Origin of the sequence: Streptomyces sp. CB01580, assembly GCF_001905795.1 — a bacterium.
GTDB lineage: Bacteria > Actinomycetota > Actinomycetes > Streptomycetales > Streptomycetaceae > Streptomyces.
Genome location: NZ_LIXJ01000042.1, coordinates 1 through 24325 on the forward strand (window position 1 = coordinate 1; position 24325 = coordinate 24325).

20 protein-coding genes are annotated in these 24325 nt (G+C 73.4%); 12 read left to right on the plus strand and 8 right to left on the minus strand.

The genetic code is table 11. The features are described from left to right. The first annotated feature begins 131 nt into the window (after positions 1-131). The 3 genes from AMK22_RS34575 (at position 132) to AMK22_RS34585 (ending at position 3518) form a co-directional block, all read left to right on the plus strand. A complete protein-coding gene (locus AMK22_RS34575) occupies positions 132-977 on the plus strand; it encodes a GNAT family N-acetyltransferase (protein WP_073791441.1) in 846 nt (281 codons plus the stop codon). A gap of 99 nt (positions 978-1076) precedes the next feature. Continuing rightward, positions 1077-1646, plus strand: a complete 570-nt coding sequence (locus AMK22_RS34580; protein WP_073791443.1) for a GNAT family N-acetyltransferase — start codon at positions 1077-1079, stop codon at positions 1644-1646. 171 nt (positions 1647-1817) lie between these two features. Next, on the plus strand, positions 1818-3518 hold the full coding sequence (locus AMK22_RS34585) for a proline--tRNA ligase (RefSeq protein WP_073791444.1): 1701 nt from the start codon (positions 1818-1820) through the stop codon (positions 3516-3518). Between the two features lie 159 nt (positions 3519-3677). Here AMK22_RS34585 and AMK22_RS34590 read toward each other — a convergent pair whose 3' ends face one another. Genes AMK22_RS34590 through AMK22_RS34600 form a run of 3 tightly spaced genes read right to left on the minus strand, consistent with a single transcriptional unit; the run spans position 3678 to position 5654 of the window. Beyond that, complete coding sequence (locus AMK22_RS34590; protein ID WP_073791446.1) at positions 3678-4577, minus strand: aminoglycoside phosphotransferase family protein; 900 nt, start codon at positions 4575-4577, stop codon at positions 3678-3680. Between the two features lie 28 nt (positions 4578-4605). Then, positions 4606-5133, minus strand: coding sequence for a ferritin-like domain-containing protein (locus AMK22_RS34595; protein ID WP_073791448.1), 528 nt, complete (start codon positions 5131-5133; stop codon positions 4606-4608). Beyond that, entirely contained in the window at positions 5130-5654 is a 525-nt protein-coding gene (locus tag AMK22_RS34600; RefSeq protein ID WP_073791449.1) for a hypothetical protein, read from the minus strand. Before AMK22_RS34600 ends, AMK22_RS34595 begins: the two co-directional genes overlap by 4 nt. Positions 5655-5830: 176 nt before the next feature. On the opposite strand from AMK22_RS34600, the gene rimP reads away from it, so the two are divergent. From rimP to AMK22_RS34645, 9 genes are all read left to right on the plus strand, one after another. After that, positions 5831-6328: a ribosome maturation factor RimP gene (rimP, locus tag AMK22_RS34605; protein WP_073791451.1), complete on the plus strand. Its 498-nt coding sequence runs from the start codon at positions 5831-5833 to the stop codon at positions 6326-6328. 2 nt (positions 6329-6330) lie between these two features. Beyond that, positions 6331-7371 carry a transcription termination factor NusA gene (gene nusA, locus AMK22_RS34610; protein ID WP_073791452.1) on the plus strand — a complete coding sequence of 347 codons (1041 nt, stop codon included), beginning with the start codon at positions 6331-6333 and terminating at the stop codon, positions 7369-7371. Between the two features lie 201 nt (positions 7372-7572). Beyond that, entirely contained in the window at positions 7573-7851 is a 279-nt protein-coding gene (locus AMK22_RS34615; RefSeq protein WP_199883403.1) for a YlxR family protein, read from the plus strand. Between the two features lie 148 nt (positions 7852-7999). After that, on the plus strand, positions 8000-11038 hold the full coding sequence (infB, locus tag AMK22_RS34620; protein ID WP_073791455.1) for a translation initiation factor IF-2: 3039 nt from the start codon (positions 8000-8002) through the stop codon (positions 11036-11038). A gap of 169 nt (positions 11039-11207) precedes the next feature. Beyond that, positions 11208-11504 (plus strand): DUF503 domain-containing protein, encoded by a 297-nt coding sequence (locus tag AMK22_RS34625; protein WP_073791457.1) that lies wholly within the window; start codon positions 11208-11210, stop codon positions 11502-11504. 83 nt (positions 11505-11587) lie between these two features. Beyond that, positions 11588-12040, plus strand: a complete 453-nt coding sequence (gene rbfA / locus AMK22_RS34630) for a 30S ribosome-binding factor RbfA (RefSeq protein WP_073791458.1) — start codon at positions 11588-11590, stop codon at positions 12038-12040. Beyond that, positions 12037-12984: a tRNA pseudouridine(55) synthase TruB gene (gene truB / locus AMK22_RS34635; RefSeq protein ID WP_242434292.1), complete on the plus strand. Its 948-nt coding sequence runs from the start codon at positions 12037-12039 to the stop codon at positions 12982-12984. Before rbfA ends, truB begins: the two co-directional genes overlap by 4 nt. 210 nt (positions 12985-13194) lie before the next feature. Continuing rightward, positions 13195-16956 carry a S1 family peptidase gene (locus AMK22_RS34640; protein ID WP_073791460.1) on the plus strand — a complete coding sequence of 1254 codons (3762 nt, stop codon included), beginning with the start codon at positions 13195-13197 and terminating at the stop codon, positions 16954-16956. A 43-nt stretch (positions 16957-16999) separates the two neighbouring features. Next, the gene (locus AMK22_RS34645) at positions 17000-17953 is read left to right on the plus strand and encodes a bifunctional riboflavin kinase/FAD synthetase (protein WP_073791462.1); all 954 of its coding nucleotides are present in this window, start codon (positions 17000-17002) and stop codon (positions 17951-17953) included. 64 nt (positions 17954-18017) lie between these two features. Here AMK22_RS34645 and AMK22_RS34650 read toward each other — a convergent pair whose 3' ends face one another. The 5 genes from AMK22_RS34650 to AMK22_RS34670 all read right to left on the minus strand — a co-directional run bounded on the left by AMK22_RS34650 (position 18018) and on the right by AMK22_RS34670 (position 24285). Further along, positions 18018-19013 (minus strand): oligopeptide/dipeptide ABC transporter ATP-binding protein, encoded by a 996-nt coding sequence (locus tag AMK22_RS34650; protein WP_073791463.1) that lies wholly within the window; start codon positions 19011-19013, stop codon positions 18018-18020. Beyond that, positions 19010-20188 carry an ABC transporter ATP-binding protein gene (locus AMK22_RS34655; RefSeq protein WP_199883401.1) on the minus strand — a complete coding sequence of 393 codons (1179 nt, stop codon included), beginning with the start codon at positions 20186-20188 and terminating at the stop codon, positions 19010-19012. The genes AMK22_RS34650 and AMK22_RS34655 overlap by 4 nt, the downstream gene beginning before the upstream one ends. Next, a complete protein-coding gene (locus tag AMK22_RS34660; protein ID WP_199883402.1) occupies positions 20077-21054 on the minus strand; it encodes an ABC transporter permease in 978 nt (325 codons plus the stop codon). Before AMK22_RS34660 ends, AMK22_RS34655 begins: the two co-directional genes overlap by 112 nt. Next, positions 21051-22133, minus strand: a complete 1083-nt coding sequence (locus AMK22_RS34665; RefSeq protein WP_073791465.1) for an ABC transporter permease — start codon at positions 22131-22133, stop codon at positions 21051-21053. The genes AMK22_RS34660 and AMK22_RS34665 overlap by 4 nt, the downstream gene beginning before the upstream one ends. A gap of 268 nt (positions 22134-22401) precedes the next feature. Then, on the minus strand, positions 22402-24285 hold the full coding sequence (locus tag AMK22_RS34670) for an ABC transporter substrate-binding protein (RefSeq protein WP_073791467.1): 1884 nt from the start codon (positions 24283-24285) through the stop codon (positions 22402-22404). Positions 24286-24325 lie beyond the last annotated feature (40 nt).

The following is a 24325-nucleotide window of genomic DNA, read 5'->3' on the forward strand; positions in this document are numbered from 1 at the left end:
CGAGGGCGCCGGGCGCCGCGCCGTGACCGGACCCGCCCCGTCCCGCGGCCCCGGTCCCCTTCAGGGGCGGCGCCGCACAGCCTCTTTGGGTACAGTGCGGAAATCAGCAGACCGCATGGTGAGGCCCCCTCGTGTTGACGCAGACGACCACCCGGGTCCTCGAACCCAGCGACCTCGGCGCCGCTCTCGCCGTACTGGAGAGCGACCCCGTCGCGAACGCCTTCGTGACGTCCCGGGTCCGGATAGCGGGACTCGATCCCTGGCGCCTCGGTGGCGAGATGTGGGGCTGGTACGCCGACGGACGGCTGCGCTCGCTGTGCTACTCCGGCGCCAACCTCGTACCGATCTGCGCGGGCCCCGAGGCCGTCCGGGCCTTCGCCGACCGCGCCCGCCGGGCCGGCCGCCGCTGCTCCTCGATCGTCGGCCCCGCCGAACCCACCGCACGGCTGTGGCAGCTGCTCGAACCCGGCTGGGGCCCCGCCCGCGAGGTCCGCGCCCACCAGCCGCTCATGGTCACCGAGAGCCCGTCCGCCGACATCGCCCCCGACCCCCTGGTCCGCCGCATCCGCAAGGACGAGATGGACGTCCTGATGCCGGCCTGCGTGGCGATGTTCACCGAAGAGGTCGGCGTCTCCCCGCTCGCGGGCGACGGCGGACTTCTCTACCAGGCACGCGTCGCCGAACTCATCGGCGCAGGCCGCTCGTTCGCCCGGATCGAGGACGGCAGGGTCGTCTTCAAGGCGGAGATCGGCGCGGCCACCCCGCAGGCCTGCCAGATCCAGGGCGTCTGGGTCGCCCCCGAACACCGCGGACGCGGTCTCTCGGAGACCGGGATGGCGGCGGTCCTGCGCTACGCCCTGGCCGATGTCGCCCCCGTCGTCAGCCTCTACGTGAACGACTTCAACGCCCCCGCCCGCCGGGCGTACGCAAGGGTCGGCTTCCGCGAGACCGGCGCGTTCATGAGCGTGCTGTTCTGACCGGTCGGCCGGCCGGCCGCCGACGGAGCGGGCACGCGTACGCCGGGGCCCGGCACCCGGCCGTACCGCCCGTCCCTCCGGGGCCAGTAGGGTCGGCCCATGGCAGCAGTTCCCGGGGACGGCCCCCGCACTCCCAGCGTCCGGATCGGCCCGGTCGATCTCGCCGCGCGCGTGGACGAGGCGCTCGCCGTGCAGGCCGTCGCCTTCGGCCTCGGTCCGGAGGAGGTCGAGGTACGCCGCCACATCGTCCTGCGGCACCTCGACCACCCGCACGCCCGAGCCCTCGGCGCCACCACCCCCGACGGCCGGCTCGTCGGGTTCGTCTACGGCATGCCCAACGAACGCACCCACTGGTGGTCCACCGTCGTCGAGCCCTACCTCCGCGCCACCGACTGCGCGCACTGGCTGGACGACTCCTTCGTCATCACCGAACTGCACGTCCTGCCCGGGTTCCAGAACCGCGGTATCGGCCGCTCCCTGATCACCACCCTCACGGACGCCGCCGACCAGCCCCGCTCCATCCTCTCCGCGATCGACACGGACAGTCCGGCACGCGGCCTGTACCGCAGCCTGGGCTACCGGGACCTGGCCCGGCAGGTGCACTTCCCCAGCGCCCCCAAGCCGTACGCGGTGATGGGAGCACCGCTCCCGCTGCGCCGCGAGGGGTAGTGCCGGGAGTACGCGGGGAGGAGCGGGGAGCCGCACGGCGGCGGCCGGAGCCGCGCGGGGGACGGGCCCGGGAGCCGTGCGCGGGGCGGACCGTGGCACCAATCGATTTCCGCCCGGCCGGGCCGCCCGGCTAACCTCCTGCTCATCACCCTTTCCGAGCAGGAGTTCATCATGGCCCAGGTCCAGCGCATGTCCCGATTGATGATCAAGACACTGCGCGACGACCCGGCGGACGCCGAGACGCTCAACCACAAGCTGCTCGTCCGGGCCGGATACGTTCGTCGCACCGCCGCCGGGATCTGGACCTGGCTGCCGCTCGGCAAGAAGGTCCTGGACAACATCACCCGCGTCGTGCGCGAGGAGATGGACGCCATCGGCGGCCAGGAGGTCCTGCTCCCCGCGCTGCTCCCCAAGGAGTCGTACGAGGCCAGCGGCCGCTACGACGAGTACGGCGCCCTGCTGTTCCGGCTGAAGGACCGCAAGGGCGCCGACTACCTCCTCGGCCCCACCCACGAGGAGATCTTCACCCAGGTCGTCAAGGATCAGATCACGTCCTACAAGGACCTGCCCGTGATCCTGTACCAGATCCAGACCAAGTACCGGGACGAGGCCCGCCCGCGCGCCGGCGTGCTGCGCGGCCGCGAGTTCCAGATGAAGGACTCGTACTCCTTCGACACCACGGACGAGGGCCTCGCCGAGGCGTACCAGCAGCACCGCGGCGCCTACATCCGTATCTTCGAGCGGCTCGGCCTCGACTACCGCATCGTCTCCGCAGTCTCCGGCGCCATGGGCGGCTCCGCCTCCGAGGAGTTCCTGGCCCCCGCCCCGGCCGGTGAGGACACCTTCGTCGACTGCCCCGCCTGCGACTACGCGGCCAACACCGAGGCCGTGACCTTCGAGGGCGCCCCGGCGGACGGCTCCGCGCACGGGCCGGCCGAGGAGCTGGACACCCCCGACACCCCGACCATCGAGACGCTCGCCGCGCATCTGGGCGTGCCCGCCTCCGCGACGCTGAAGAACCTGCTGGTCAAGGTCGACGGCGAGATCGTCGCGGTGGGCGTGCCCGGCGACCGCGAGGTCGACCTCGGCAAGCTCGGCGAGCACCTGGCCCCCGCCGTCGTCGAACTGGTCACCGCGGAGGACTTCGAGGGCCGCCCCGACCTGGTGCGCGGATACGTCGGCCCGCAGGGCCTCGAGAAGGTCCGCTACATCGCCGACCCGCGCGTCGCCCCCGGCACCTCCTGGATCACCGGCGCCAACAAGCCGGGCACCCACACGAAGAACGTCGTCGCCGGCCGCGACTTCGAGGTCGACGAGTACCTCGACGTGGTCGTCGTCGAGGAGGGCGACCCCTGCCCCCGGTGCGGTGCCGGCCTCAAGCTGGACCGCGCCATCGAGATCGGCCACATCTTCCAGCTGGGCCGCAAGTACGCGGACACCTTCCAGCTCGACGTGCTCGGCCAGAACGGCAAGCCGGTCCGGGTCACCATGGGCTCGTACGGCGTCGGTGTCTCCCGCGCCGTCGCCGCGCTCGCCGAGCAGACCGCCGACGAGCAGGGGCTGTGCTGGCCGCGCGAGATCGCCCCGGCCGACGTCCACGTCGTCGCGGCGGGCAAGGCCCTCCAGACGGAGCTCGCCCTCGACGTCTCGGACCGGCTCGCCGCCGCCGGCCTGCGGGTCATGGTCGACGACCGGGCCGGTGTCTCGCCCGGCGTGAAGTTCACCGACGCCGAGCTGATCGGTGTCCCGAAGATCCTGGTCGCCGGCCGCCGCTCGGCCGAAGGCGTCCTGGAGCTCAAGGACCGCCGGACCGGCGAGCGCGAGGAACTCACGGTCGACGAGGCGATCGCCCGCCTCGCCGCCCAGGACTGAGAGCCGGTCGGGCGACCTCGGACGGCTCGAAGGCCGGCCGGCCGGCTCCGAAGCCGTACGGCACGGCACACGGCAGCCCCCGCGCGATGCGCGGGGGCTGCCGTCGCGCACCCGGGGGATCCCCACGGCCGGGGCGCCGACGACGCCCTGGCCCATGGTCTACAGCCAGTCGGCGAACTCCAGCGTCAGCTCGCCCTCCTGGCGGCGGCCCGCCGCCAGCGCCCGGGTGCCCGACTCCACCGCGCGGAACAGCGTCCAGCCGCGCAGTCGCTCCCGGTCCACGTCCAGCGCGTCGGCCAGTTTCCCGATCCGGCGCCGTGCCGACGCCGGACCCGCGGGCGAGGCGATCAGATCCTCGACGCGGTCGCGCACCAGGCGCGCGAGGTCGTAGGCCCGCTCGCCGACCAGCGGCTCGGGCCCGACCGCCAGCCAGGGCGCGCGCTCGCCCGCCAGGACCTTGCTCTGCCGGAAGTTCCCGTGCAGCAGCAGGAGTTCGGGGGAGCGGTCGAGCAGCTCGTCGCGCGCCGCGAGTGCCGCGGAGACCAGCGGTTCCAGACCCGGATCGGCCGCGGCGCCGGCACGCATCGGCCCTGTCTGGCGCGCGGTCCGCTCGGCGACCGTCTCGAAGCCGTGCCCGGCCGGCGGCTCCACCCAGAGCCGCCGCACCGTGCCCGCCGCCTCCAGCAGCGACTTCGCCTCCGGCAGCGAGCGCAGCGACACCTCGGGATGCAACCGCTCCAGCAGCAGCGCGCCGGGGCCGTCGGCGAGCAGCAGCACCGCGCCCCAGCCGTTCCAGTGCGCCAGCGCCGCACGCTCCTGCTCGGGCACGGCCCCGGGCGGGGCGATCTTCAGCGCCGCCGGGGTGCCGTCGGAACACGTCACCAGCAGGACCAGACCGCTGCGGCCGCCAGGGGCGACGACCCGGTCGACGGTCAGCTCCCGTCCGGTCGAGGACAGCGCCTCCTCGGTCAGTGCCGGAAGCCGCGCCAGCCAGTCGGCGGCGTCCCCGTACGGCTCGCCGAGCGCTCGCACCAGCCGCTGCGGCGGTTCGAAATCCATACGTGCCTTGTTCCCTCTCGAAGCCTCTTCAGTGCGTGGAGCCGGAGCCGTTCCCCGGACCGGCCCCGTTCCCGGCGGCCTTCTTCGCCGCCCCGGCCGTCGCACCGGACCCGTCGGCGGCGTGCTCGACGAGACCGGGGAACGGTACGCCGCTGCCCCGCCAGCGGACCGCGCGCACGGCCGACTCGCGCAGCGCGTCCGCGGCCTGGCGCCGCAGCGGCCCCTCGGCGGCCCGCACGAGGTCGGAGTACACGTCCGCGACCCGGTCCTCCAGCACGGCGGCCAGCCGGATCGCCGCCGCCGCGTCCGGCACCGCGAAGGGCAGAGCGTACGCGGCCCGCGCCGCCACCGGCTCGGCGCCCACGTCGCGGAGCGACCGCACCAGCGCGTCCCGGCGGGCCCGGTGGGCGTGATAAGCCGCCGTGGCCTCGGCCCGGCGGTCCGACGCGACGCGCCCGCCGACCACGCCGTAGCCGTACACCGCCGCGTGCTCGGCGGCCAGCGCCGCCTGGGCGGCCTTGCGCGTCGCGTCGCTCATGACGGTCCCGTCGTTCATGACGAGGTCTCCTTGGCCAGGTCGGTCAGCAGATAGGCATGGGCCGCGCCGGCCGCCGCGATCGACGCGAGCAGCCGGGCCAGTTCCGGCGGCGCCTCCATGAGCGACGCCAGGTGCGCGTCGGCCGTGCGGCGTTCCGCGTCGGCCAGTTCCTCGACGGCGGCCCGGGCACCGGTCGCGCGCGACCTCGTGGGCTTAAGCTCCTGTTCGCCGTCGGGGGCCAGTGTCCTGGTGTGGGCCCGTACGGCGTCGCGCAACGGCGCGAGCCCGGCGGCGGTCGCCGGATAGGCGCCGACCACGTGCTCGTAGCGGGCCAGCAGTTCCAGGCTGGTCCGCGCGGCGCTCGCCCGGAGCCTGCGCTCCGTCCGCACGGCCCGGGCGATCTCGGCGGCGGTCGGCGCGCCGGCCCGGGCGGAGCCCTCCCCGCCCCCGTTCCCGCCGCAGCCGCTCAGGATCGCGCCCATGGCGATCGCCCCCGTCGCGGTCAACGCGCCTCTGCGCGTCGTCCCCGTGCGCCGCACTTGTTTCTCCTTCGGGGTTGGCCCTGTTGTGACTGGATCTGTCCTGAAGTGATCACCGCAGGCGAGCGTACCCGCGGTCGGGGGGCGGGAGGACGGCAACACCCCTCGGGACCGGATACCCTTTGACCTGTCACGCGAGATCCCACAACAGCACACGCGGCCGAGGAGTCACCCGGATGAGCACCACCCAGAGCGAAAGGCTGCGCGGGCTGCTCGAACCGCTCGTCAGCGCCGAGCGACTGGACCTCGAGGAGATCGAGGTGAGCCGGGCGGGCCGCCGCCGGGTGCTGCGGATCGTCGTGGACTCCGAAGAGGGCGTGGAGCTGGACGCCTGTGCCGAGCTGAGCCGCGCGATCTCCCAGAAGCTCGACGAGACCGACGCGATGGGCGAGGGCGAGTACGTCCTCGAAGTCAGTTCCCCCGGTGCCGACCGCCCGCTGACGGAGCACCGCCACTACGTACGCGCCACGGGCCGCCTGGCCAGGCTGCACCTGCGCGAGGGCGGCGAGCTGGTCGCCCGGATCCTTGCCGTGGACGAGGACGGGCTCGACCTGGAGGTGCCGGGCGTCAAGGGCCGCAGGCCCACGTCCCGCCGGACCGCCTTCGACGAGATCGCCAAGGCGCGCGTGGAGATCGAATTCAGCCGCAAGGACAAGAAGGAAGAGGAGGCGTAGCCGTGGACATCGATGTGAAGCTCTTGAAGGGCTTGGCGCAGGACAAGGAGATCCCCTTCGACGTGCTCGTCGAGGCGATCGAGTCGGCCCTCCTCATCGCCTACCACCGGACCGAGGGAAGCCACCGCCGCGCGCGCGTGGAGATCGACGAGCGCGGCCATGTGACGGTGTGGGCGACGGAGGACCCGGCCGACCTGGAGCCGGGCCAGGAGCCCAAGGAGTTCGACGACACCCCCTCCGGGTTCGGCCGGATCGCGGCGTCCACGGCCAAGCAGGTCATTCTGCAGCGCCTGCGCGACGCGGAGGACGACAAGACGTTCGGGGAGTACGCGGGCCACGAGGGCGACATCGTCAGCGGCGTCGTCCAGCAGGGCAAGGACCCGAAGAACGTGCTGGTCGACATCGGCAGGCTGGAGGCCATCCTGCCGGTGCAGGAACAGGTGCCGGGCGAGGAGTACCCGCACGGCCTGCGCCTGCGCACCTACGTCGTCCGGGTCGTCAAGGGTGTGCGCGGTCCGTCCGTGACGCTGTCGCGCACGCACCCCAATCTGGTGAAGAAGCTCTTCGCGCTGGAGGTCCCGGAGATCGCCGACGGCTCCGTCGAGATCTGCGCGATCGCCCGCGAGGCCGGTCACCGCACCAAGATCGCGGTTCGTTCGACCCGCTCCGGCCTCAACGCCAAGGGCGCCTGCATCGGCCCGATGGGCGGCCGGGTGCGCAACGTGATGGCCGAACTGCACGACGAGAAGATCGACATCGTCGACTGGTCGGACGACCCGGCCGAGATGGTCGCCAACGCCCTGTCGCCCGCGCGGGTGAGCAAGGTCGAGATCGTGGACCTCGGCGCCCGGTCCGCCCGGGTCACCGTCCCGGACTACCAGCTCTCGCTCGCGATCGGCAAGGAGGGGCAGAACGCCCGCCTCGCCGCCCGCCTCACCGGCTGGCGCATCGACATCCGCCCGGACACGGAGACGGACGCCGAGCGCGACGCCGCCGACCGGGAGCGGTCCGAGCGGGCCCGTCAGCGGTCGGAGCGCGGCTGATCCGCCCGCCGGGCCGGGCAGGCGTCCGGCCGGCGGCGGGACGGTGTCCGGAGGCGGTGACGGCGGGACGGGAGCACCGGCGCCGCGTGATTTCGCGCGGGCCGCGGGAATAATCCCCGGGCGGCGTACCGCTGTGACAACAACATGCGTTCGATTTTTGCCCCAAAGGGGTGAGGTCGATGTGGGGAGGTAGACTTGAACGTGTCTGGCCGGACGCATGCCCGCGCGTGCCCTGAGCGAACCTGCGTGGGATGCCGGGAGCGGGCGGCCAAGCACGAGCTGCTGCGCATCGTCGCGGACGGGGACGCCTGTGTCCCCGATCCTCGCGGTACGCTGCCCGGCCGGGGTGCGTACGTACACCCCGTCTCTGTCTGTCTGGACCTGGCGGTTCGCCGCCGGGCGTTCCCCCGGGCCTTCAAGGCCAAGGGGCCGTTCGACACCACCGCGCTGCGGGGGTTCGTCGAGCGGGCGACACCGTAAGAAGTGAACGGCACGGAAAACCCCGTGCGGTCAGGTACCTCGCGAGTTGGAAGTAGGTCGAGATTGCGATGAGCACTCGATGAGTACGCGATGAGTACGCCCATGAAGTAGCGACGGTCCGGCGGTAACCGGACCTAAAAGGAGCGAAGTGGCTAAGGTCCGGGTATACGAACTCGCCAAGGAGTTCGGTGTGGAGAGCAAGGTCGTCATGGCCAAGCTCCAGGAACTCGGTGAATTCGTCCGTTCGGCGTCCTCGACGATCGAGGCGCCGGTTGTACGCAAGTTGACTGACGCACTGCAGGGGCCCGGCGGCAGCGCCGGCAAGCCCGCTGCCAAGCCTGGCGCGCCCCGCAAGGCGTCGCCCGCCAAGCCCTCGGCGCCCTCTCCGGCCGCCGCGGCACGTCCCGCTGCCCCGAAGCCCGGCGCCCCGGCCCCCAAGCCGGCCCCCGCCGCCCCGGCGAGCAGCACTCCCTCGGCGCCCTCTCCCGGGCCGCGCCCCGGCCCGCGTCCGGCGCCGAAGCCCGCGCCGGTGACCCCGGTCCCGGCCGCCGAGTTCTCGGCCCCGGCCCAGCAGGCCGCGCCGCAGCAGCAGGCACCGCGCCCCTCCGGCGCCACCCCCGGCCCGCGCCCCGGCGCACGTCCGGGTGCCGGCGGCGGCCAGCGCGACGGCGGCCGCGGCGGCGAGCGTCCGGCCCGCCCCGGTGGCCAGGGCGGCCCGCGCCCCGGCGCGCGTCCGGCCGGTCCCCGTCCGGGCAACAATCCCTTCACGTCCGGCGGCTCGACGGGCATGGCCCGTCCGCAGGCGCCCCGTCCGGGTGGTGCTCCGCGCCCCGGCGGCCAGGACCGTCCGTCCCCGCGCCCGCAGGGCGGCCCCGGTGGCGCCCCGCGTCCGCAGGGTCAGGGCGCTCCGCGTCCCACCCCGGGCAGCATGCCGCGTCCGCAGGCGCCCCGTCCGGGCGGCGGCCCCGGTGGTAACCGTCCGAACCCGGGCATGATGCCGCAGCGTCCCGCCGCGGGCCCGCGTCCCGGCGGCGGCCCCGGTGGCCGTGGTCCCGGTGGCGGTGGCGGTCGTCCCGGTGGCGGTGGCGGTCGTCCCGGCTTCGCGGGCCGTCCGGCCGGTCCCGGTGGCGGTGGCGGCGGTTTCGCCGGCCGTCCCGGTGGCGGTGGCGGCGGTGCCGGTCGTCCCGGTGGCGGTGGCGGCGGCTTCGGCGGTCGTCCCGGCTTCGGCGGTCGTCCCGGTGGCCCCGGTGGCCGCGGTGGCACGCAGGGCGCGTTCGGTCGTCCCGGCGGTCCGGCGCGTCGTGGCCGCAAGTCGAAGCGGCAGAGGCGCCAGGAGTACGAGGCCATGCAGGCCCCGTCGGTGGGCGGCGTCATGCTGCCCCGCGGCAACGGGCAGTCCGTCCGTCTGTCGCGCGGTGCCTCCCTCACCGACTTCGCGGAGAAGATCAACGCCAACCCGGCGTCGCTCGTCGCCGTGATGATGAACCTCGGCGAGATGGTCACGGCCACGCAGTCGGTCTCCGACGACACGCTGAAGCTGCTGGCCGACGAGATGAACTACGTCCTCGAGATCGTCAGCCCGGAGGAGGAGGACCGCGAGCTGCTCGAGTCCTTCGACATCGAGTTCGGCGAGGACGAGGGCGGCGACGAGGCGCTCACCCCGCGCCCGCCGGTCGTGACCGTCATGGGTCACGTCGACCACGGAAAGACCCGACTGCTGGACGCGATCCGCAAGACGAACGTCGTCGCGGGCGAGGCCGGCGGCATCACGCAGCACATCGGTGCGTACCAGGTCTCCGCCGAGGTCAACGGCGAGGACCGTCGGATCACCTTCATCGACACCCCGGGTCACGAGGCGTTCACCGCCATGCGTGCCCGTGGTGCGAAGTCCACCGACATCGCGATCCTCGTGGTCGCGGCGAACGACGGTGTGATGCCCCAGACGATCGAGGCGCTGAACCACGCCAAGGCGGCCGACGTGCCGATCGTGGTCGCGGTCAACAAGATCGACGTCGAGGGCGCCGACCCGACCAAGGTGCGCGGCCAGCTCACCGAGTTCGGTCTGGTGGCCGAGGAGTACGGCGGCGACACGATGTTCGTCGACATCTCCGCCAAGCAGGGGCTGCACATCGACGAGCTCCTGGAGGCCGTGGTCCTGACCGCGGACGCCTCGCTCGACCTGCGGGCCAACCCGGAGCAGGACGCGCAGGGCATCGCGATCGAGGCCCACCTCGACCGCGGTCGAGGTGCCGTGGCGACCGTCCTCGTCCAGCGTGGTACCCTCCGCGTCGGCGACACGATGGTCGTCGGCGACGCCTACGGCCGCGTGCGCGCCATGCTCGACGACAAGGGCGAGAACGTCGAGGAAGCGGGTCCCTCGACCCCGGTCCTCGTGCTCGGTCTCACCAACGTCCCGGGCGCCGGCGACAACTTCCTCGTGGTCGAGGAGGACCGCACGGCCCGGCAGATCGCCGAGAAGCGTGCGGCCCGCGAGCGCAACGCCAACTTCGCCCGCAAGGGCGTCCGGTTCTCCCTGGAGAACCTCGACGAGGCGCTCAAGGCCGGTCTGGTCCAGGAACTCAACCTCATCATCAAGGGCGACGCGTCCGGTTCGGTGGAGGCCCTGGAGTCCTCGCTGCTCCAGCTCGACGTCGGCGACGAGGTCGACATCCGGGTCCTGCACCGCGGCGTGGGTGCGGTCACCGAGTCGGACATCGACCTGGCGACCGGCTCCGACGCCATCGTGATCGGCTTCAACGTGCGCGCCGCCGGGCGTGCGCAGCAGATGGCCGAGCGCGAGGGCGTGGACGTCCGCTACTACTCGGTCATCTACCAGGCGATCGAGGAGATCGAGGCGGCCCTCAAGGGCATGCTCAAGCCGGAGTACGAAGAGGTCGAGCTCGGCACGGCGGAGATCCGCGAGATCTTCCGCTCGTCCAAGCTGGGCAACATCGCCGGTGTGCTCGTCCGGTCCGGCGAGGTCAAGCGCAACACCAAGGCGCGCCTGCTGCGCGATGGCAAGGTCATCGCGGAGAACCTCACCATCTCCGGTCTGCGCCGCTTCAAGGACGACGTCACCGAGATCCGCGAAGGCTTCGAGGGTGGTATCAACCTCGGCAACTTCAACGACATCAAGGTCGACGACATCATCGCGACGTACGAGATGCGCGAGAAGCCGCGAGGCTGATCCGCAGCGGGTCTCCGGGGGACGCCTCCCGGAGTTCTCCGCAACGGTCGGGGCCGGTCGACGGGTCGTATTTCCGTCGATCGGCCCCGGCCGTTCCGTGTACGGTTCTGGTGTCCCTGCCAAGTGCTGGCAGGGCGCGAACCCGAACCGGCGGGACATCCGGACATTCATGTATGTGGGGACACTGTCCTTCGATCTGCTTCTCGGCGACGTACGGTCGTTGAAGGAGAAGCGCTCCGTCGTCCGTCCCATCGTCGCCGAGCTCCAGCGCAAATATGCGGTGAGCGCGGCGGAGGTGGGCGGTCAGGATCTCCATCGGAGGGCCGAGATCGGCCTTGCCGCGGTCTCCGGGGACACCGGACACCTCACAGATGTTCTGGACCGGTGCGAGCGGCTGGTGGCCGCCCGGCCGGAAGTGGAGCTGCTGTCCGTACGACGGCGGCTGCACAGCGACCAAGACGATTGAGCACGTAAGAAGGAAGGGACGGCGAGGGGTGGTACGTGCCACCCCTCGGTGGCCTGTCCCGAAGCTGAGAAGGAGACGGACCAGTGGCCGACAACGCGCGGGCGAAAAAGCTGGCGGACCTCATCCAGGAGGTGGTCGCCCAGAAACTGCAGCGCGGTATCAAGGACCCCCGTCTGGGTACGCACGTGACCATCACGGACACCCGGGTCACCGGTGACCTGCGGGAGGCCACGGTCTTCTACACGGTCTACGGGGACGACGAGGAGCGGGCGAGCGCGGCGGCCGGGCTGGAGAGCGCGAAGGGCGTGCTGCGCTCGGCGGTCGGAGCGGCGGCGGGGACCAAGTTCACCCCCACGCTGACGTTCGTGGCCGACGCGCTCCCCGAGAACGCCAGGACGATCGAGGACCTCCTCGACCGGGCCCGGGCCTCGGACGCGCGGGTGCGCGAGGCGTCCTCGGGCGCCACGTACGCCGGTGGCGCCGACCCGTACCGCAAGGCGGACGACGCGAACGACGAGGACACCGCCTCCGAATGACATCGCAGAACAAGACGGCCGGCCGGGGCGGGAAGGCGGCCCCGGGCCGGGGCGGCACGGGCCCCGAGGACGGCCTGGTCATCGTCGACAAGCCGGCCGGCTTCACCTCGCACGACGTCGTCGCCAAGATGCGCGGCATCGCCCGGACCCGGCGCGTCGGCCACGCCGGCACGCTGGACCCGATGGCGACGGGCGTCCTCGTACTCGGCGTGGAACGGGCCACCAAGCTCCTCGGCCACCTCGCGCTGACCGAGAAGGAGTACCTCGGCACGATCCGGCTCGGCCAGAACACCGTCACCGACGACGCGGAGGGCGAGATCACCTCGTCCACCGACGCCTCCGGGGTGAGCCGTGACGCCATCGACGCCGGGGTCGCGGCCCTGACCGGTCCGATCATGCAGGTGCCGTCCAAGGTCAGCGCCATCAAGATCGACGGCAAGCGGTCCTACGCCCGGGTGCGCGGCGGCGAGGAGTTCGAAATCCCGGCCCGGCCGGTGACGATCTCGTCCTTCCGCGTCTACGACGTGCGCGAGGAGACCGCCGAGGACGGTACGCCGGTGATCGACCTGGTCGTCTCCGTCGTCTGCTCCTCCGGCACGTACGTCCGTGCCATCGCCCGCGACCTCGGCGCCGCGCTCGGCGTCGGCGGGCACCTGACCGCGTTGCGGCGCACCCGCGTCGGCCCGTACGGACTCGACGCGGCGCGGACGCTCGACCAGCACCAGGAACGGCTGACCGTGATGCCGGTGGCCGAGGCCGCCGCCTCCGCGTTCCCCCGCTGGGACGTCGACGAGAAGCGCGCCAGGCTGCTGCTCAACGGGGTACGGCTGGACATGCCCGCCTTCCCTCCGGGGCCGGTCGGGGTCTTCGGGCCCGACGGGCGCTTCCTGGTCCTCGTCGAGGAGCAGAAGGGCAAGGCCAGGAGCCTCGCCGTCTTCGCCTGACCGACGGCAGGGGCCCGCGAGCCGTCGGGCCCCGTCCTGGAACGGGCGGGGCCGCCGCGTCCGCTCCACGCGCGCTCTGGCGGCTCCGGTCCGCCGAACGCTCCGAATTCACCCCAACGAGCAGGCGCGAGGGGTGAATCGGGGTGTCCCAGGGGCGCTTTCGACCCGAGTGGTCCGCGCGCCGATCGTGGCCGACCTAACGTCGAAACCATGGGAAGCGGGGACCGGACGACGCTGGTACGAATCTGCGATCCGGCCGGTCGGCCGCGGGGGACCGGCTTCGTCGCCGACGACCGGGGCACGGTCGTGACCAGCCACGAGACGATCACAGGCGCCGCCCGGCTGATCCTGCACGGAGCGGACGGCCGCAGCTGCTCCGCGGGGGCCGGGGACATCACGGCACTGCCCGAACGGGGCCTCGCGCTGCTGCGCACCGGAGGGCCACGCGTGCTCGGTGTCGATCCGGTCCCGATCGCTTCCCGGAGCCGGATCGAGGCGGGGACGTACGTGGCGATCGCCGCCCACGGCTGGCGCGAGGCACGGGTGCTCGGCATCTGTCCGGTGACCTGTACCGTCGACGGGCGCGATCACCGGATCGGGGACGCGCTGGAACTCGCGCTCGGCACGGACGGCGCGGACGCGCTGCGGCTGGGTGGTACGGCCCGGGGCGGGCCCGTCGTCGACCCGGACAGCGGGGCGGTCGTCGCCGTCCTGGGCACCGCCCTGCGGGCCGGGCACCCCGCCGCGGGCCTCGCGGTGCCGCTCGGCGGCCCGGGCGCCGACGGCCCGCTGGGCGAGCTGCTGCGGCGCAACACGACGGGCGTGCCCGGCTACGGGCGCGACCTGAACCTCGCGGGAGTCCTCCAGCTGACGGCGACCTCGCTCGGGGCGGCGGGCGGCCCGTCCGGCTGCCCCGATCCGGTGGAACGACCGCACGTCACCGCGGAGTTCGCCGTCTTCACGTTCCCCGCGGGGCCACCGGCACCGGCGCCCGGGCCCGCCGTGGTCCTGGGCCTCGTCGGAGCGCCGGGCTCCGGCCGTACCACCGAACTGGCCGCGCTCGCCGCCCGCCGGGCCCGCGGGGCGGTGCCCGCCCCCACGATCTGGCTGCGGGGCGCAGATCTGCTGGCCGACGACACCTCGGTGGCCGACGCGATCGGCCGCGCGCTGCGACGGGCCGGACGGATCGTGTCCGCCGCCGGTGCGCGCGGCGACATGACCACGGCCGTCCCCGAACGCGTGGCCCGGCTGGCCTCGGGGAACGGGAACCCGCTGCTGGTCCTGCTGGACGGGCCCGAGGAGATGCCCCCCGTGCTCGCCCACGACCTGGCCCGGTGGTCCGCCGGGACGGTGGACTGGCTGCGCGCCAACGACGTGCGGCTCGTGATCGCCTGCACGCCCGAACACTGGGAGACGACCGCCGCGCTCCTCCCGCCCGACGCGCTGCACCGGCCCGCGCGGCGGACCGGACGGCCCCCGTACGCCGTCCGTCTCGGCGACCTCACCGCGAGCCAGGCCGCACGGGCCGCGGAACGGTACGCCGTCCCGCCCGGGGCGCTGGCACCCGGCCACGACCGGCACCCGCTCACCCTGCGCCTGTTCGCGGAGGTGCGCGAGGCACTGCCGCCGGACGCCGGGGGGCGGCCCGACACGGACGAGGTCTTCGGGGCCCACCTGGACCTGATGTGCCTGCGCGTCGCGGTCCGTGTCGCGGCCCTGTCGGACCCGGCGCCCGGGGGCGGCGCGGTCCGCCGCCTGGCTGCCCGGGTGGCCGGACAGGTCCACGAGGCGGCACGGCGTTGTCTGGGCCCCGGACAGGGGGAGCTGGACCGGGCGGCGTTCGAGGAGGTCTTCCCCTGGCGCACGGGCTGGGCGTCGGCGGTCCTCGCCGAGGGCCTGATCGTCCCGGCGGGCGCGGGCTTCCGGTTCGCCCACGAGGAGCTGGGGGACTGGGTGCAGGGCGCCCATCTGGACCTGGACGCGGCCCTGCACGCACTGGTCCACCGCGGGCAGCCGGACCCGGGACCGGGGTCCGGGGCCGGGCCGCGTACGGGGGACGTCGTGGCGCGCGTGCCCCGTGTCCCGAGGCCGCGCCGGGCGCGGGACCGGCGCGGCACCGCCCCCGCGCCCGAGGTGGCTCCCACGGCGGCCGGCGCGTCGGCCGGCCCGCCCGCGCCGGAGACGGTGGCGGCAGCGGTGACCGGACCGGCGCACCGGCCCCGACCGTTGCCCGTGCCGCGCCACCGTACCGGCCCGGTGATCCAGGCGCTGCTGCTCCTGGGACGCCGGGAGGGCCCCGCCGCGCTGGCGCACCGTCTGACCGGTCTCGTCGAGGCCCTGGACCGGCCGGCGTGCGCGCCCTCGCCGACGGCCGGGCACCGGGCCCGCGACGACGCCCGCTGGTGGGCCGCCCATCTACTCGCGCGCACCCTGCTCCGGGTGCCGGACGCCAGGCCCCATCTGGACGTGCTGCGGCTGCTCGCCGGTCTCGTCGTCCGGCACGCCGTCACGGGCGGGCCGGGAGCCGCCGGGACGTACGCCGGGTTCGGCCCGTGGTTCTGGCGGCGGCTGAGGCTGCCCGAGCCGGACCGGATCGATCTGCTCCGGCGCCTCGTCCCCGCCGACGGGCCGCGCCGGGCCGACGGCCATGTCCCGGGCCCGGGAGGCGAGGGCGGTACCGATGGTGAGGGGTACCTCGACGCCGTCGCACGCCTCCTCACCGCCCGGCCGCGGACCGTGCAGCCGCTGCTGTGCGCCTGGTTCACCGACGAGCGCCCGCTGGCCGCCGGGGACGGCGGCGCCCCGCGCCCGACCGTGGCCGCCGCCGCCCAGGCCCTGCTCCACGCCCACCGGGACCTGGCCGTCGACGACCTGGCCGACGCCCTGGCCGCGAGCGGCCACCCCAGGGCCGGGGAACTGCTGGCCGTGCTGGCCGAGGACGAGCCGTCGGCGCTGTGCCGGGCCGTGGACCGCTGGGCCCGTGACGAGGAACACCCCGGACGCCGGGCCGCCGCCGCCTCGTACGCGCTGCTCACCGCCCCGCACGTCGTCCTCGACGACGACCGCGAGCTGCTGCGCGGGGCCGCCGACGCCCTGCTGGCCCGCCCCGGCGACGACGCCGCGCGCAGGGCCGCGCTCACCCTCCTCGTCCAGGACCCGGGAACCCGGGACCGGGTCCTCGCGCAGGCGCTGCGGGCCTTCGTCGGGGGCGCGCCGCCGCTGCCCGTCGAGGCCCTCGTCGCCGCGCTGCCCACCCACCCGGAACAGGTGCTCGCGGCGCTGCGGGAACGGCTCACCCGACCCGGCGAGGGAGCGGCGGAGACGCTGCGCGCGCTCGCCGGGACCGACGCCCCCGCGCTGGCCCTGCACGCCGCCGGACTCGTCCGGGCGTACATCGACAGCCACCCCGCCGACACCGTCCACCCCGCCGCCTATCTCGACCGGAGGCTGGAGCACGGTCCGGCCGCCCGCGCCCTGCTGCCGCCCCTGGTGACCGGACTGCTGCGGGGCCGTCCCGTGTCCCCGGCGGTGCGCGCCTCCCTCGCCGGGGTGCTCGCCGCGCCGGGAGGCCCGGACTCCGGGCGGCTCCGGGGCGAGCTGCTGGAGGTCCTGCTCGACTTCGAGGAGGGCACGCACCGCGACCCGGGCGTGCTGGAGGCCCTGCTGCGGGCGGTCGCGACGGGCTGCGGCGAGCGTGCCCCGGCCCGCACCCGCGCCCTGGTCCACCGCGCCGGGACGCTGCTGGTCCGCACCCCCGAGGGCGCCTCCCGGTTCGACCGCCTGCTGGCCGGAACGATGCGTGATGTGCCCGGATTCGCCACTCTGGTCGCCGGGTGGGCGGGCGACGCCCCACAGGAATGGCAAGCCCTCCTCGGCCCGGACGCACGGCGGGCGGTGGCGGCGTGGGGAGGCCCGAAACCGATGCCGATGCGGGCCGCGGGGCGTGAGCATGGCAGTCTTAGACCTGCGTAAAAAGCAATCTCATGTACACGGGTTCGGGCGAGGAGCGGTCACAGTGCAGCGCTGGCGTGGCTTGGAGGACATCCCCGAGGGCTGGGGACGCAGCGTCGTCACCATCGGCTCCTACGACGGAGTGCACCGCGGACACCAGCTGATCATCGGGCGTGCCGTGGAGCGGGCGCGCGAACGGGGCGTGCCGTCGGTCGTGGTGACCTTCGACCCGCACCCCAGCGAGGTCGTGCGCCCCGGCAGCCACCCCCCGCTGCTCGCCCCGCACCACCGGCGCGCCGAGCTGATGGCCGACCTCGGCGTGGACGCGGTGCTGGTCCTGCCCTTCACCACCGAGTTCTCGAAGCTGGCGCCGACCGACTTCATCGTGAAGGTGCTCGTCGACCGGCTGCACGCGTGCCTGGTCATCGAGGGCCCGAACTTCCGCTTCGGCCACAGGGCGGCCGGCAACGTCACGCTGCTCACCGAGTTCGGTGCGACGTACGACTACGACGTCGAGGTCGTCGACCTGTACGTGAGCGGCGAGGCGGGCGGCGGCGAACCGTTCTCCTCCACCCTCACCCGGCGCCTGGTCGCCGCGGGCGACGTCGAGGGCGCCGCCGAGATCCTGGGACGGCCGCACCGGGTCGAGGGGATCGTGGTCCGCGGCGCCCAGCGCGGCCGCGAGCTCGGCTTCCCCACGGCCAACCTGGAGACGCTGCCGCACACCGCGATCCCCGCCGACGGCGTCTACGCGGGCTGGCTCAACGCGAACGGCGAGTCGATGCCCGCCGCGATCTCGGTCGGCACCAACCCCCAGTTCGACGGCACGGAGCGCACGGTGGAGGCGTACGCGATCGACCGCGTCGGCCTCGATCTGTACGGGCTCCACGTCTCGGTGGACTTCCTCGCCTATGTGCGCGGGATGCGGAAGTTCGACTCGGTCGACGACCTGCTCGTGGCGATGGCCGCCGACGTGAAGCGGTGCGGCGAGCTGGTCTCCGCGTACGAGCGCCGCTGACCCGGCCTTCCGCCGGGTACGGGGCCGGTCCACCGCCGCGTCGCGGTGGACCGGCCCCGCCCGGTCAGGAATGCGCCGCCGCGGTGGCGGTCGCCCAGTGGCACGCCACCTGCGTCCGGCCGCCGCCGGCGAGCACCGGCAGCTCCTCCGTGCGGCACGCCTCCGCGACGCCCGCCCGCTCCGCCTCGCCCGACGCCAGCACCTGGCAGCGGGCGTGGAACCGGCAGCCGGACGGCACCCGGGACGGGTCCGGCGGCTCACCGGTCAGCACCACGGGCTCGGTCCCGGCCTCCGGCAGCACCGACAGCAGGGCCCGGGTGTACGGGTGCCGGGGGGCCGTGAGGATCTGTTCCACCTCGCCGGTCTCCACGATCCGCCCGAGGTACATCACCGCGACCCGGTCCGCGATGTTCCACGCAAGCCCGAGGTCGTGCGTGACCACCAGGGCCGACAGGCCCAGCTCGTCCCGCAGCCGCAGCAGCAGGGCCAGGATCTCCCCGCGCACCGAGGCGTCCAGCGAGGCCACCGGTTCGTCGGCCACGACGAGTTCCGGCTCCAGCACCAGCGCGCCCGCGATCACGACCCGCTGGCGCTGCCCGCCGGACAGCTCGTGCGGGTAGCGCAGGAAGAACCGTTCGGGTGGCCGCAGCCCGGCCCGCGACAGAGCCCCGGCGACCGCGGCCCGCTCGTCGCCCGCGTACCCGTGGATGCGCAGTCCCTCGGCGACGGCGTCGTACACCGTGTGCCGGGGGTTGAGGGAACCGCTGGGGTCCTGGAGCACCAGCTGGACCCGCTTGCGGTAGGCCTTCAGCGCCCGGCTCGTGTGGTCGAGCGGCTGTCCGTCGAAGGTCACCCGCCCGGACGTCGGCGGCACCAGGCCGAGCAGCGATCGCGCCAGCGTGGTCTTGCCGCAGCCGGACTCCCCGACCAGCGCGACGATCTCGCCGGGCCGGATGTCCAGGTCGACGCCGTCCACGGCGCGCGCCGGGGCGTCCCCGCGCCGCCCGGGGAAGGTGACCTTCAGCCCCTCGGCGCTGAGCAGGGGAGTGGTGGGGGTCATGGTGTGTTCCTCGCTTCCTCGGCGGCCGGCCGGGCCGCGGTCGCCGCCTCCGGTCCCACCAGCACACAGGCGGCCCGTCGCCCCGGTCCCGACTCCCGCGGCTCCGGGTCCCGCGTGGCGCAGGAGTCCAGTGCCACCGGGCAGCGGGGGTGGAACGCGCAGCCGTCCGGCAGCGCCGACGGGTCCGGCGGGTCGCCGGGCAGCCCGCGGGGCGCGAACCGGGAGGCCGGGTCGCCGATGCGCGGAAAGGCGCCGGACAGGGCCCTGCCGTAGGGGTGGTGCGCGTCGCGGTGGACCTCGGCGGCCGGGCCCTCCTCCACGACCCGGCCCGCGTACATCACCGCGAGCCGGTCGCAGGTGTCCGAGAGCACCGCGAGGTCGTGACTGATCATGATCAGGCCGAGGTCCTGCTCGGACACCAGCCGCTCGATCAGCCGCAGGATCTGGGCCTGGATCATCACGTCGAGCGCGGTGGTCGGCTCGTCCGCGACGACCAGGTCCGGATCGCAGGCGAGGGCCATCGCGATCATCACGCGCTGGCGCTGCCCGCCGGACAGCTCGTGCGGATACGCGCTCGCGCGGGCGGCCGGCAGCCCCACCTGTTCGAGGAGTTCACCGGCCTTCCGGGCCGCGGCGGCCGGGCTCGCCCCGCCGTGCAGCAGGATCGGCTCGGCGATCTGGTCCCCGATGCGGTGCACCGCGTTGAGGGAGTGCATGGCGCCCTGGAAGACGATCGACGCCCCCGCCCAGCGCACCGCCCGGACCCGGCCCCACTTCATGGTGAGGACGTCCTCGCCGTTCAGCAGGATCTCGCCGGTGACCTTCGTCCCGGCGGGCAGCAGACGCAGCAGTGCGAGCGCCAGCGTCGACTTGCCGCAGCCCGACTCACCGGCGATGCCGAGCTTCTGCCCGGCGTCGACGGCGAGATCCACCCCGCGGACGGCGCGCGCCCCGCCGGAGTAGGTCACGGTGAGGTCCCGGATCTCGAGGAGCGGCGCCCCGCCGCCGCCCGCGGCACTCGGCGTGCTCGCTGTGCTCGTCGTACTCGGCGTACTCGGCGTACTCAACGGGTCACCCCCAGCTTGGGATTGAGCACGGACTCGATGGCGCGCCCGCACAGGGTGAAGGCCAGGGCGACCGCGGCGACGGCGATGCCGGGCGGTGCCAGGTACCACCAGTGGCCCGCGCTCACCGCGCCCGCCTCGCGGGCGTCCTGGAGCATGCCGCCCCAGGACGTGACGGTCGGGTCGCTCAGGCCGAGGAAGGCCAGCATGGCCTCGGTGAGGATCGCGCTGGAGATCACCAGCGTGGTCTGGGCGAGCACCAGCGGCATCACGTTCGGCAGGACGTGCCGGATCATGATGTGCCCGTGGTCGCCGCCGAGGGCCCGGGCCCGTTCGATGTACGGACGTGACTCCACGGCCAGGGTCTGGGCGCGCACGAGGCGGGCCGTGGTCGGCCAGGTCGTGACGCCGATCGCGATGACGACGGTCCACATCGAGCGGTCCATCACCGTGGCGAGCGCGATGGCCAGGACCAGGGTCGGCATCACCAGGAACCAGTCGGTGATCCGCATCAGGACCGTGGTGTACCAGCCGTGGAAGTGTCCCGCGACGATGCCGACGAGGGTGCCGATGGCGACGCAGAGGAACGCCGCGAGCAGGCCGACCGTCAGTGAGACCCTGGCCCCCCACACCAGCAGCGCGAGCACGCTGCGCCCGAACTGGTCGGTGCCGAGCGGGAATTCACCGCTCGGCGACTCCAGTGCGCCGCCGGGCGCGTCGGTGACGCTCTGCGAGTCCGCGCCGACGAGCTGCGGGGCGAACACGGCGACCAGTGCGATCAGGACGAGCGCGCCCAGGCCCCACATGCCGCCCCGGTTGCGGCGGTAGTCGCGCCAGAAGCGGGCGGCGGACTGCCGTCTGCGGGCCCTGGCCAGGGCCCGCGGGTTCCCGGCGGCCCCGGTCCCGGCGGGCGTGGCCCCGGCCTCGACGGGGGCGCCCTCCCCCTCGGCGGGCGTGGGCATGGAATCGGTCGTCATCGGTCCACCCGGGGATCGAGCAGCGGATACAGCACGTCGGCCAGGGTGTTCGCCAGGATCACCGCGGTGGCGAAGACGAAGAACAGCCCTTGTACGAGAGGGAGATCGGGCACGCTGAGCGCCTGGTAGAAGAGGCCGCCGAGGCCCGGCCAGGAGAACACCGTCTCGACCAGGATCTGTCCGGCGACCACACGCCCCAGGTTCACGAACATCAGCGTGAACGTCGGCAGCATGGCGTTGGGCACGGCGTGCCTGCGGCGCACGACGTCGTCCCGCAGCCCCTTCGCGCGGGCCGTGGTCAGGTAGTCGCTGCCCATCTCGTCGAGCAGCGAGGAACGCATTACCAGGAGCGTCTGCGCGTACCCGGCCGCGACCAGTGTGATCACCGGCAGGATCAGGTGGTGCGCCACGTCGAGCACGTACCCGAACCCGCTCTCGCCGCCCGACTCCATGCCGCCGGTCGGGAACATGCCGGGGATCGGCCCGACGCCCACCGAGAAGACGATGATCAGGAGCAGGCCCAGCCAGAACGACGGGACCGAGTAGAGGGTGAGCGCGAACGCGGTGTGGAAGCGGTCGCTCGTCGAGCCGTTGCGCCAGGCGGTACGGGTGCCCAGCCAGATGCCGAGCGCGGTGTAGAGGACGTATGCCGTGCCGGTGAGCAGCAGCGTCGCCGGAAGCGCCTCGACGATCTTGTCGATGACCGGGGCGTGGAACTGGTAGGAGGTGCCGAAGTCCCCGGTCAGCGCGTCGCCCACATAGCTGGTGAACTGCTTCCAGAGCGGCAGGTCGAGCCCGAACTGGTGCCGCAGGGACTCGAGTTGTTCGGCGGAGACGCGGCGGCCGCCGGTCATCTGCTTGACCGGGTCGCTGGGCAGGAGCCGGAAGAGGAAGAAGCTGGTGACCAGGACGGCGAAGAGGGAGACGATCGCGCCGCCGATCCTGGCCGCGACGTACTGGAGATAGGCCCGGGTGTCGCGCGCCCGTGGACCGCGTGCGGCCGAGGGACCGGCCGGGGCCGGGCCTTCGGGATCCGCGTCCGCGTTCCGCACGAGCGCCGGAGTGCTGTCAGCTGTCATAAGGAACTCTCGTTACTCGTGCTGATACTCGTGCCGCACGGTGACCGGCCGGTGGTGGCGGGGGCCGCGGCCGCTCCGCCTGCCCCGGCCGGCCCTGGTGCGCTCAGAAGGGTCCGGCAGTGGGCTTCGCGGCGTCGCGGGCCCGGGGCGCGCACCTCGCGGCGTCGTCGTCGATCACCCATGCCTCCGCATCGGCTCGATCCTCCGCCGTGCGATGCACGCGCTCCAGCCCCGTTCCTGGCACCGCGCCGCCCACTGCCGGGCCCGCCTACTCGCGGTCGTCGGCCGTGGCGCGGCGGCGCTTCGTGAGGAGCAGCCCGCCGCCCGCGAGAACGACCACCACCACGACGACACCGATCACGACGCCGGTGGAACCCGAACCGGAGCCGGAACCGCCCGCCCCGTGCGCGCCCTCGCCGTCCGCCGGAACGGCCGACCACCAACTCCAGTACCCGTCCTGGCCGTAGATGTTGCCGGCCGCCTCGGGCATGGTGGTGATGGACTTGATCTGGTCGGTGCGGTACGCCTCGACCGCGTTCGGGTACGCGATGACGCTCATGTACCCGGAGTCGTACAGCCACGACTGCATCTGCTTGACGAGATCCGCGCGCTTGGCCGGGTCGTACTCGGCGAGCTGCTTGCGGTAGAGCCCGTCGTACGTCTTGTCGCAGATGAAGTTGTCGGTGGCGGCGCTCTCCTTGGCCTTGACGGGCAGTGCCGCACAGGTGTGGATGCCGAGGACGAAGTCCGGGTCCGGGTTGACGGACCAGCCGTCGAAGGCGAGGTCGTACTCACCGGCGTACCAGGGCACGGAGACGTCGTCGCGGCAGTCGACCTTGAGCCCGATGCCGAGCTTGCCCCACCACTCCTTGAGGTACTTGCCGATCGCCTTGTCGTTGGGGTCGGTGGCGTGGCACAGGATGCGCAGGTCGAGCGGCTTGCCGTCCTCGCCGACGCGCTTGCCGTCCTTGAGCGGGTAGCCCGCCTCGTCGAGCAGCTTCGCGGCCCTGGCCGGGTCGTGGGCGAGGCTCTGCCCGGCGGAGGGCTGCCAGTGGTAGTCCGAGAAGCGCGGCGGGATGTAGCCCTGGCCCTCGACGGCGTGGCCCTGGAAGACCTTGTCGACGATGGTCCTGCGGTCGATGGAGAGGAAGAGGGCCTGACGGACCTTCTGGTCGCGCAGGGCCTCGTTGCCGTCGCCGAACTCCTTGCCGTCCTTGGTCTGCGCACCGGGATTGACGGCCAGCGCGAAGAAGCGGCGGCCGGGGCCCTCGTTGACCTCGACGTTCTTCTCGCCCTTGAGGGAAGCCGCCTGAGCGGGCGTCAGGGAGGGGGATCCGGCGACGAAGGAGACCTCGCCCTTGCGCAGGGCGGCGACCGCGGCGTCCTGGTCCTTGTACGTCTTGAAGACCAGCTCGTCGAACTTCGGCTTTCCGCGCCAGTAGTCCTTGTTGGCCTTGAGCTTCACGTACTGGTCGACCTTGTAGTCGGCCAGTACGAAGGGCCCGTTGCCGACGATCGGGAACTTCGTGTCGTTGTTGAACTTGGAGAAGTCGCCGACCTTCTCCCAGACGTGCTTCGGGACGATCGGCACGTCGAGCGCGGCCATGGTGGCCTGCGGCTCCTTCAGCTCGACGACCAGCTGGGTCGGGCTGGGCGCCGTCACCTTCCTGAAGTTGGTGACGAAGCTGCCGTTGGCCTGCGCGGCGCCCTCGTCGGTCATCATCTTGTTGAACGTCCACGCCGCGTCCTCGGCGGTGACCGGTTGCCCGTCCGTCCACTTGGAGTCGGAGCGGATGGTGTACGTCCAGGTCAACTTGTCCGCGGAGGGCTCCCACTTGGTGGCGAGCGCGGGGATCGGGTGGCTGTCCTTGACGTCGTAGTTCGTCAGGAAGTCGTACATGAGCCGGGAGACGCTGGTGCTGATCAGCTTCTGCGCCAGGAACGGGCTCAGGGAGTCGACACTCTGTGCGACGGCGACGGTCAGTGTGGACGTGTCGTTGTCGGCGGCCTGCGCCTGCTGCGGTGCGGCACCGAGCGGCGCGCCCGGTACGACGGAACCGGCGGCCAGCGCCAGCGCGGCGGCACCGGAGGCCAGAAGTACACGCCGGGATCGGCGCGGCTGGACGGAGCGTGGTGGAACTCTTTCAACCATCGTCAGGGACCTCGCGTCATGACTCGCACGGAGAAGGCGG

Coding starts and splice junctions, on each gene's coding strand:
- AMK22_RS34590 (WP_073791446.1), bottom strand. CDS start 4,577: ATGGATTTCGAACCGCCGCAGCGGCTGGTGCGAGCGCTCGGCGAGCCG.
- AMK22_RS34625 (WP_073791457.1), top strand. CDS start 11,208: ATGTATGTGGGGACACTGTCCTTCGATCTGCTTCTCGGCGACGTACGG.
- AMK22_RS34670 (WP_073791467.1), bottom strand. CDS start 24,285: ATGGTTGAAAGAGTTCCACCACGCTCCGTCCAGCCGCGCCGATCCCGG.
- AMK22_RS34650 (WP_073791463.1), bottom strand. CDS start 19,013: ATGACCCCCACCACTCCCCTGCTCAGCGCCGAGGGGCTGAAGGTCACC.
- AMK22_RS34640 (WP_073791460.1), top strand. CDS start 13,195: ATGGGAAGCGGGGACCGGACGACGCTGGTACGAATCTGCGATCCGGCC.
- AMK22_RS34665 (WP_073791465.1), bottom strand. CDS start 22,133: ATGACAGCTGACAGCACTCCGGCGCTCGTGCGGAACGCGGACGCGGAT.
- AMK22_RS34660 (WP_199883402.1), bottom strand. CDS start 21,054: ATGACGACCGATTCCATGCCCACGCCCGCCGAGGGGGAGGGCGCCCCC.
- AMK22_RS34580 (WP_073791443.1), top strand. CDS start 1,077: ATGGCAGCAGTTCCCGGGGACGGCCCCCGCACTCCCAGCGTCCGGATC.
- AMK22_RS34595 (WP_073791448.1), bottom strand. CDS start 5,133: ATGAACGACGGGACCGTCATGAGCGACGCGACGCGCAAGGCCGCCCAG.
- AMK22_RS34585 (WP_073791444.1), top strand. CDS start 1,818: ATGGCCCAGGTCCAGCGCATGTCCCGATTGATGATCAAGACACTGCGC.
- truB (WP_242434292.1), top strand. CDS start 12,037: ATGACATCGCAGAACAAGACGGCCGGCCGGGGCGGGAAGGCGGCCCCG.
- rimP (WP_073791451.1), top strand. CDS start 5,831: ATGAGCACCACCCAGAGCGAAAGGCTGCGCGGGCTGCTCGAACCGCTC.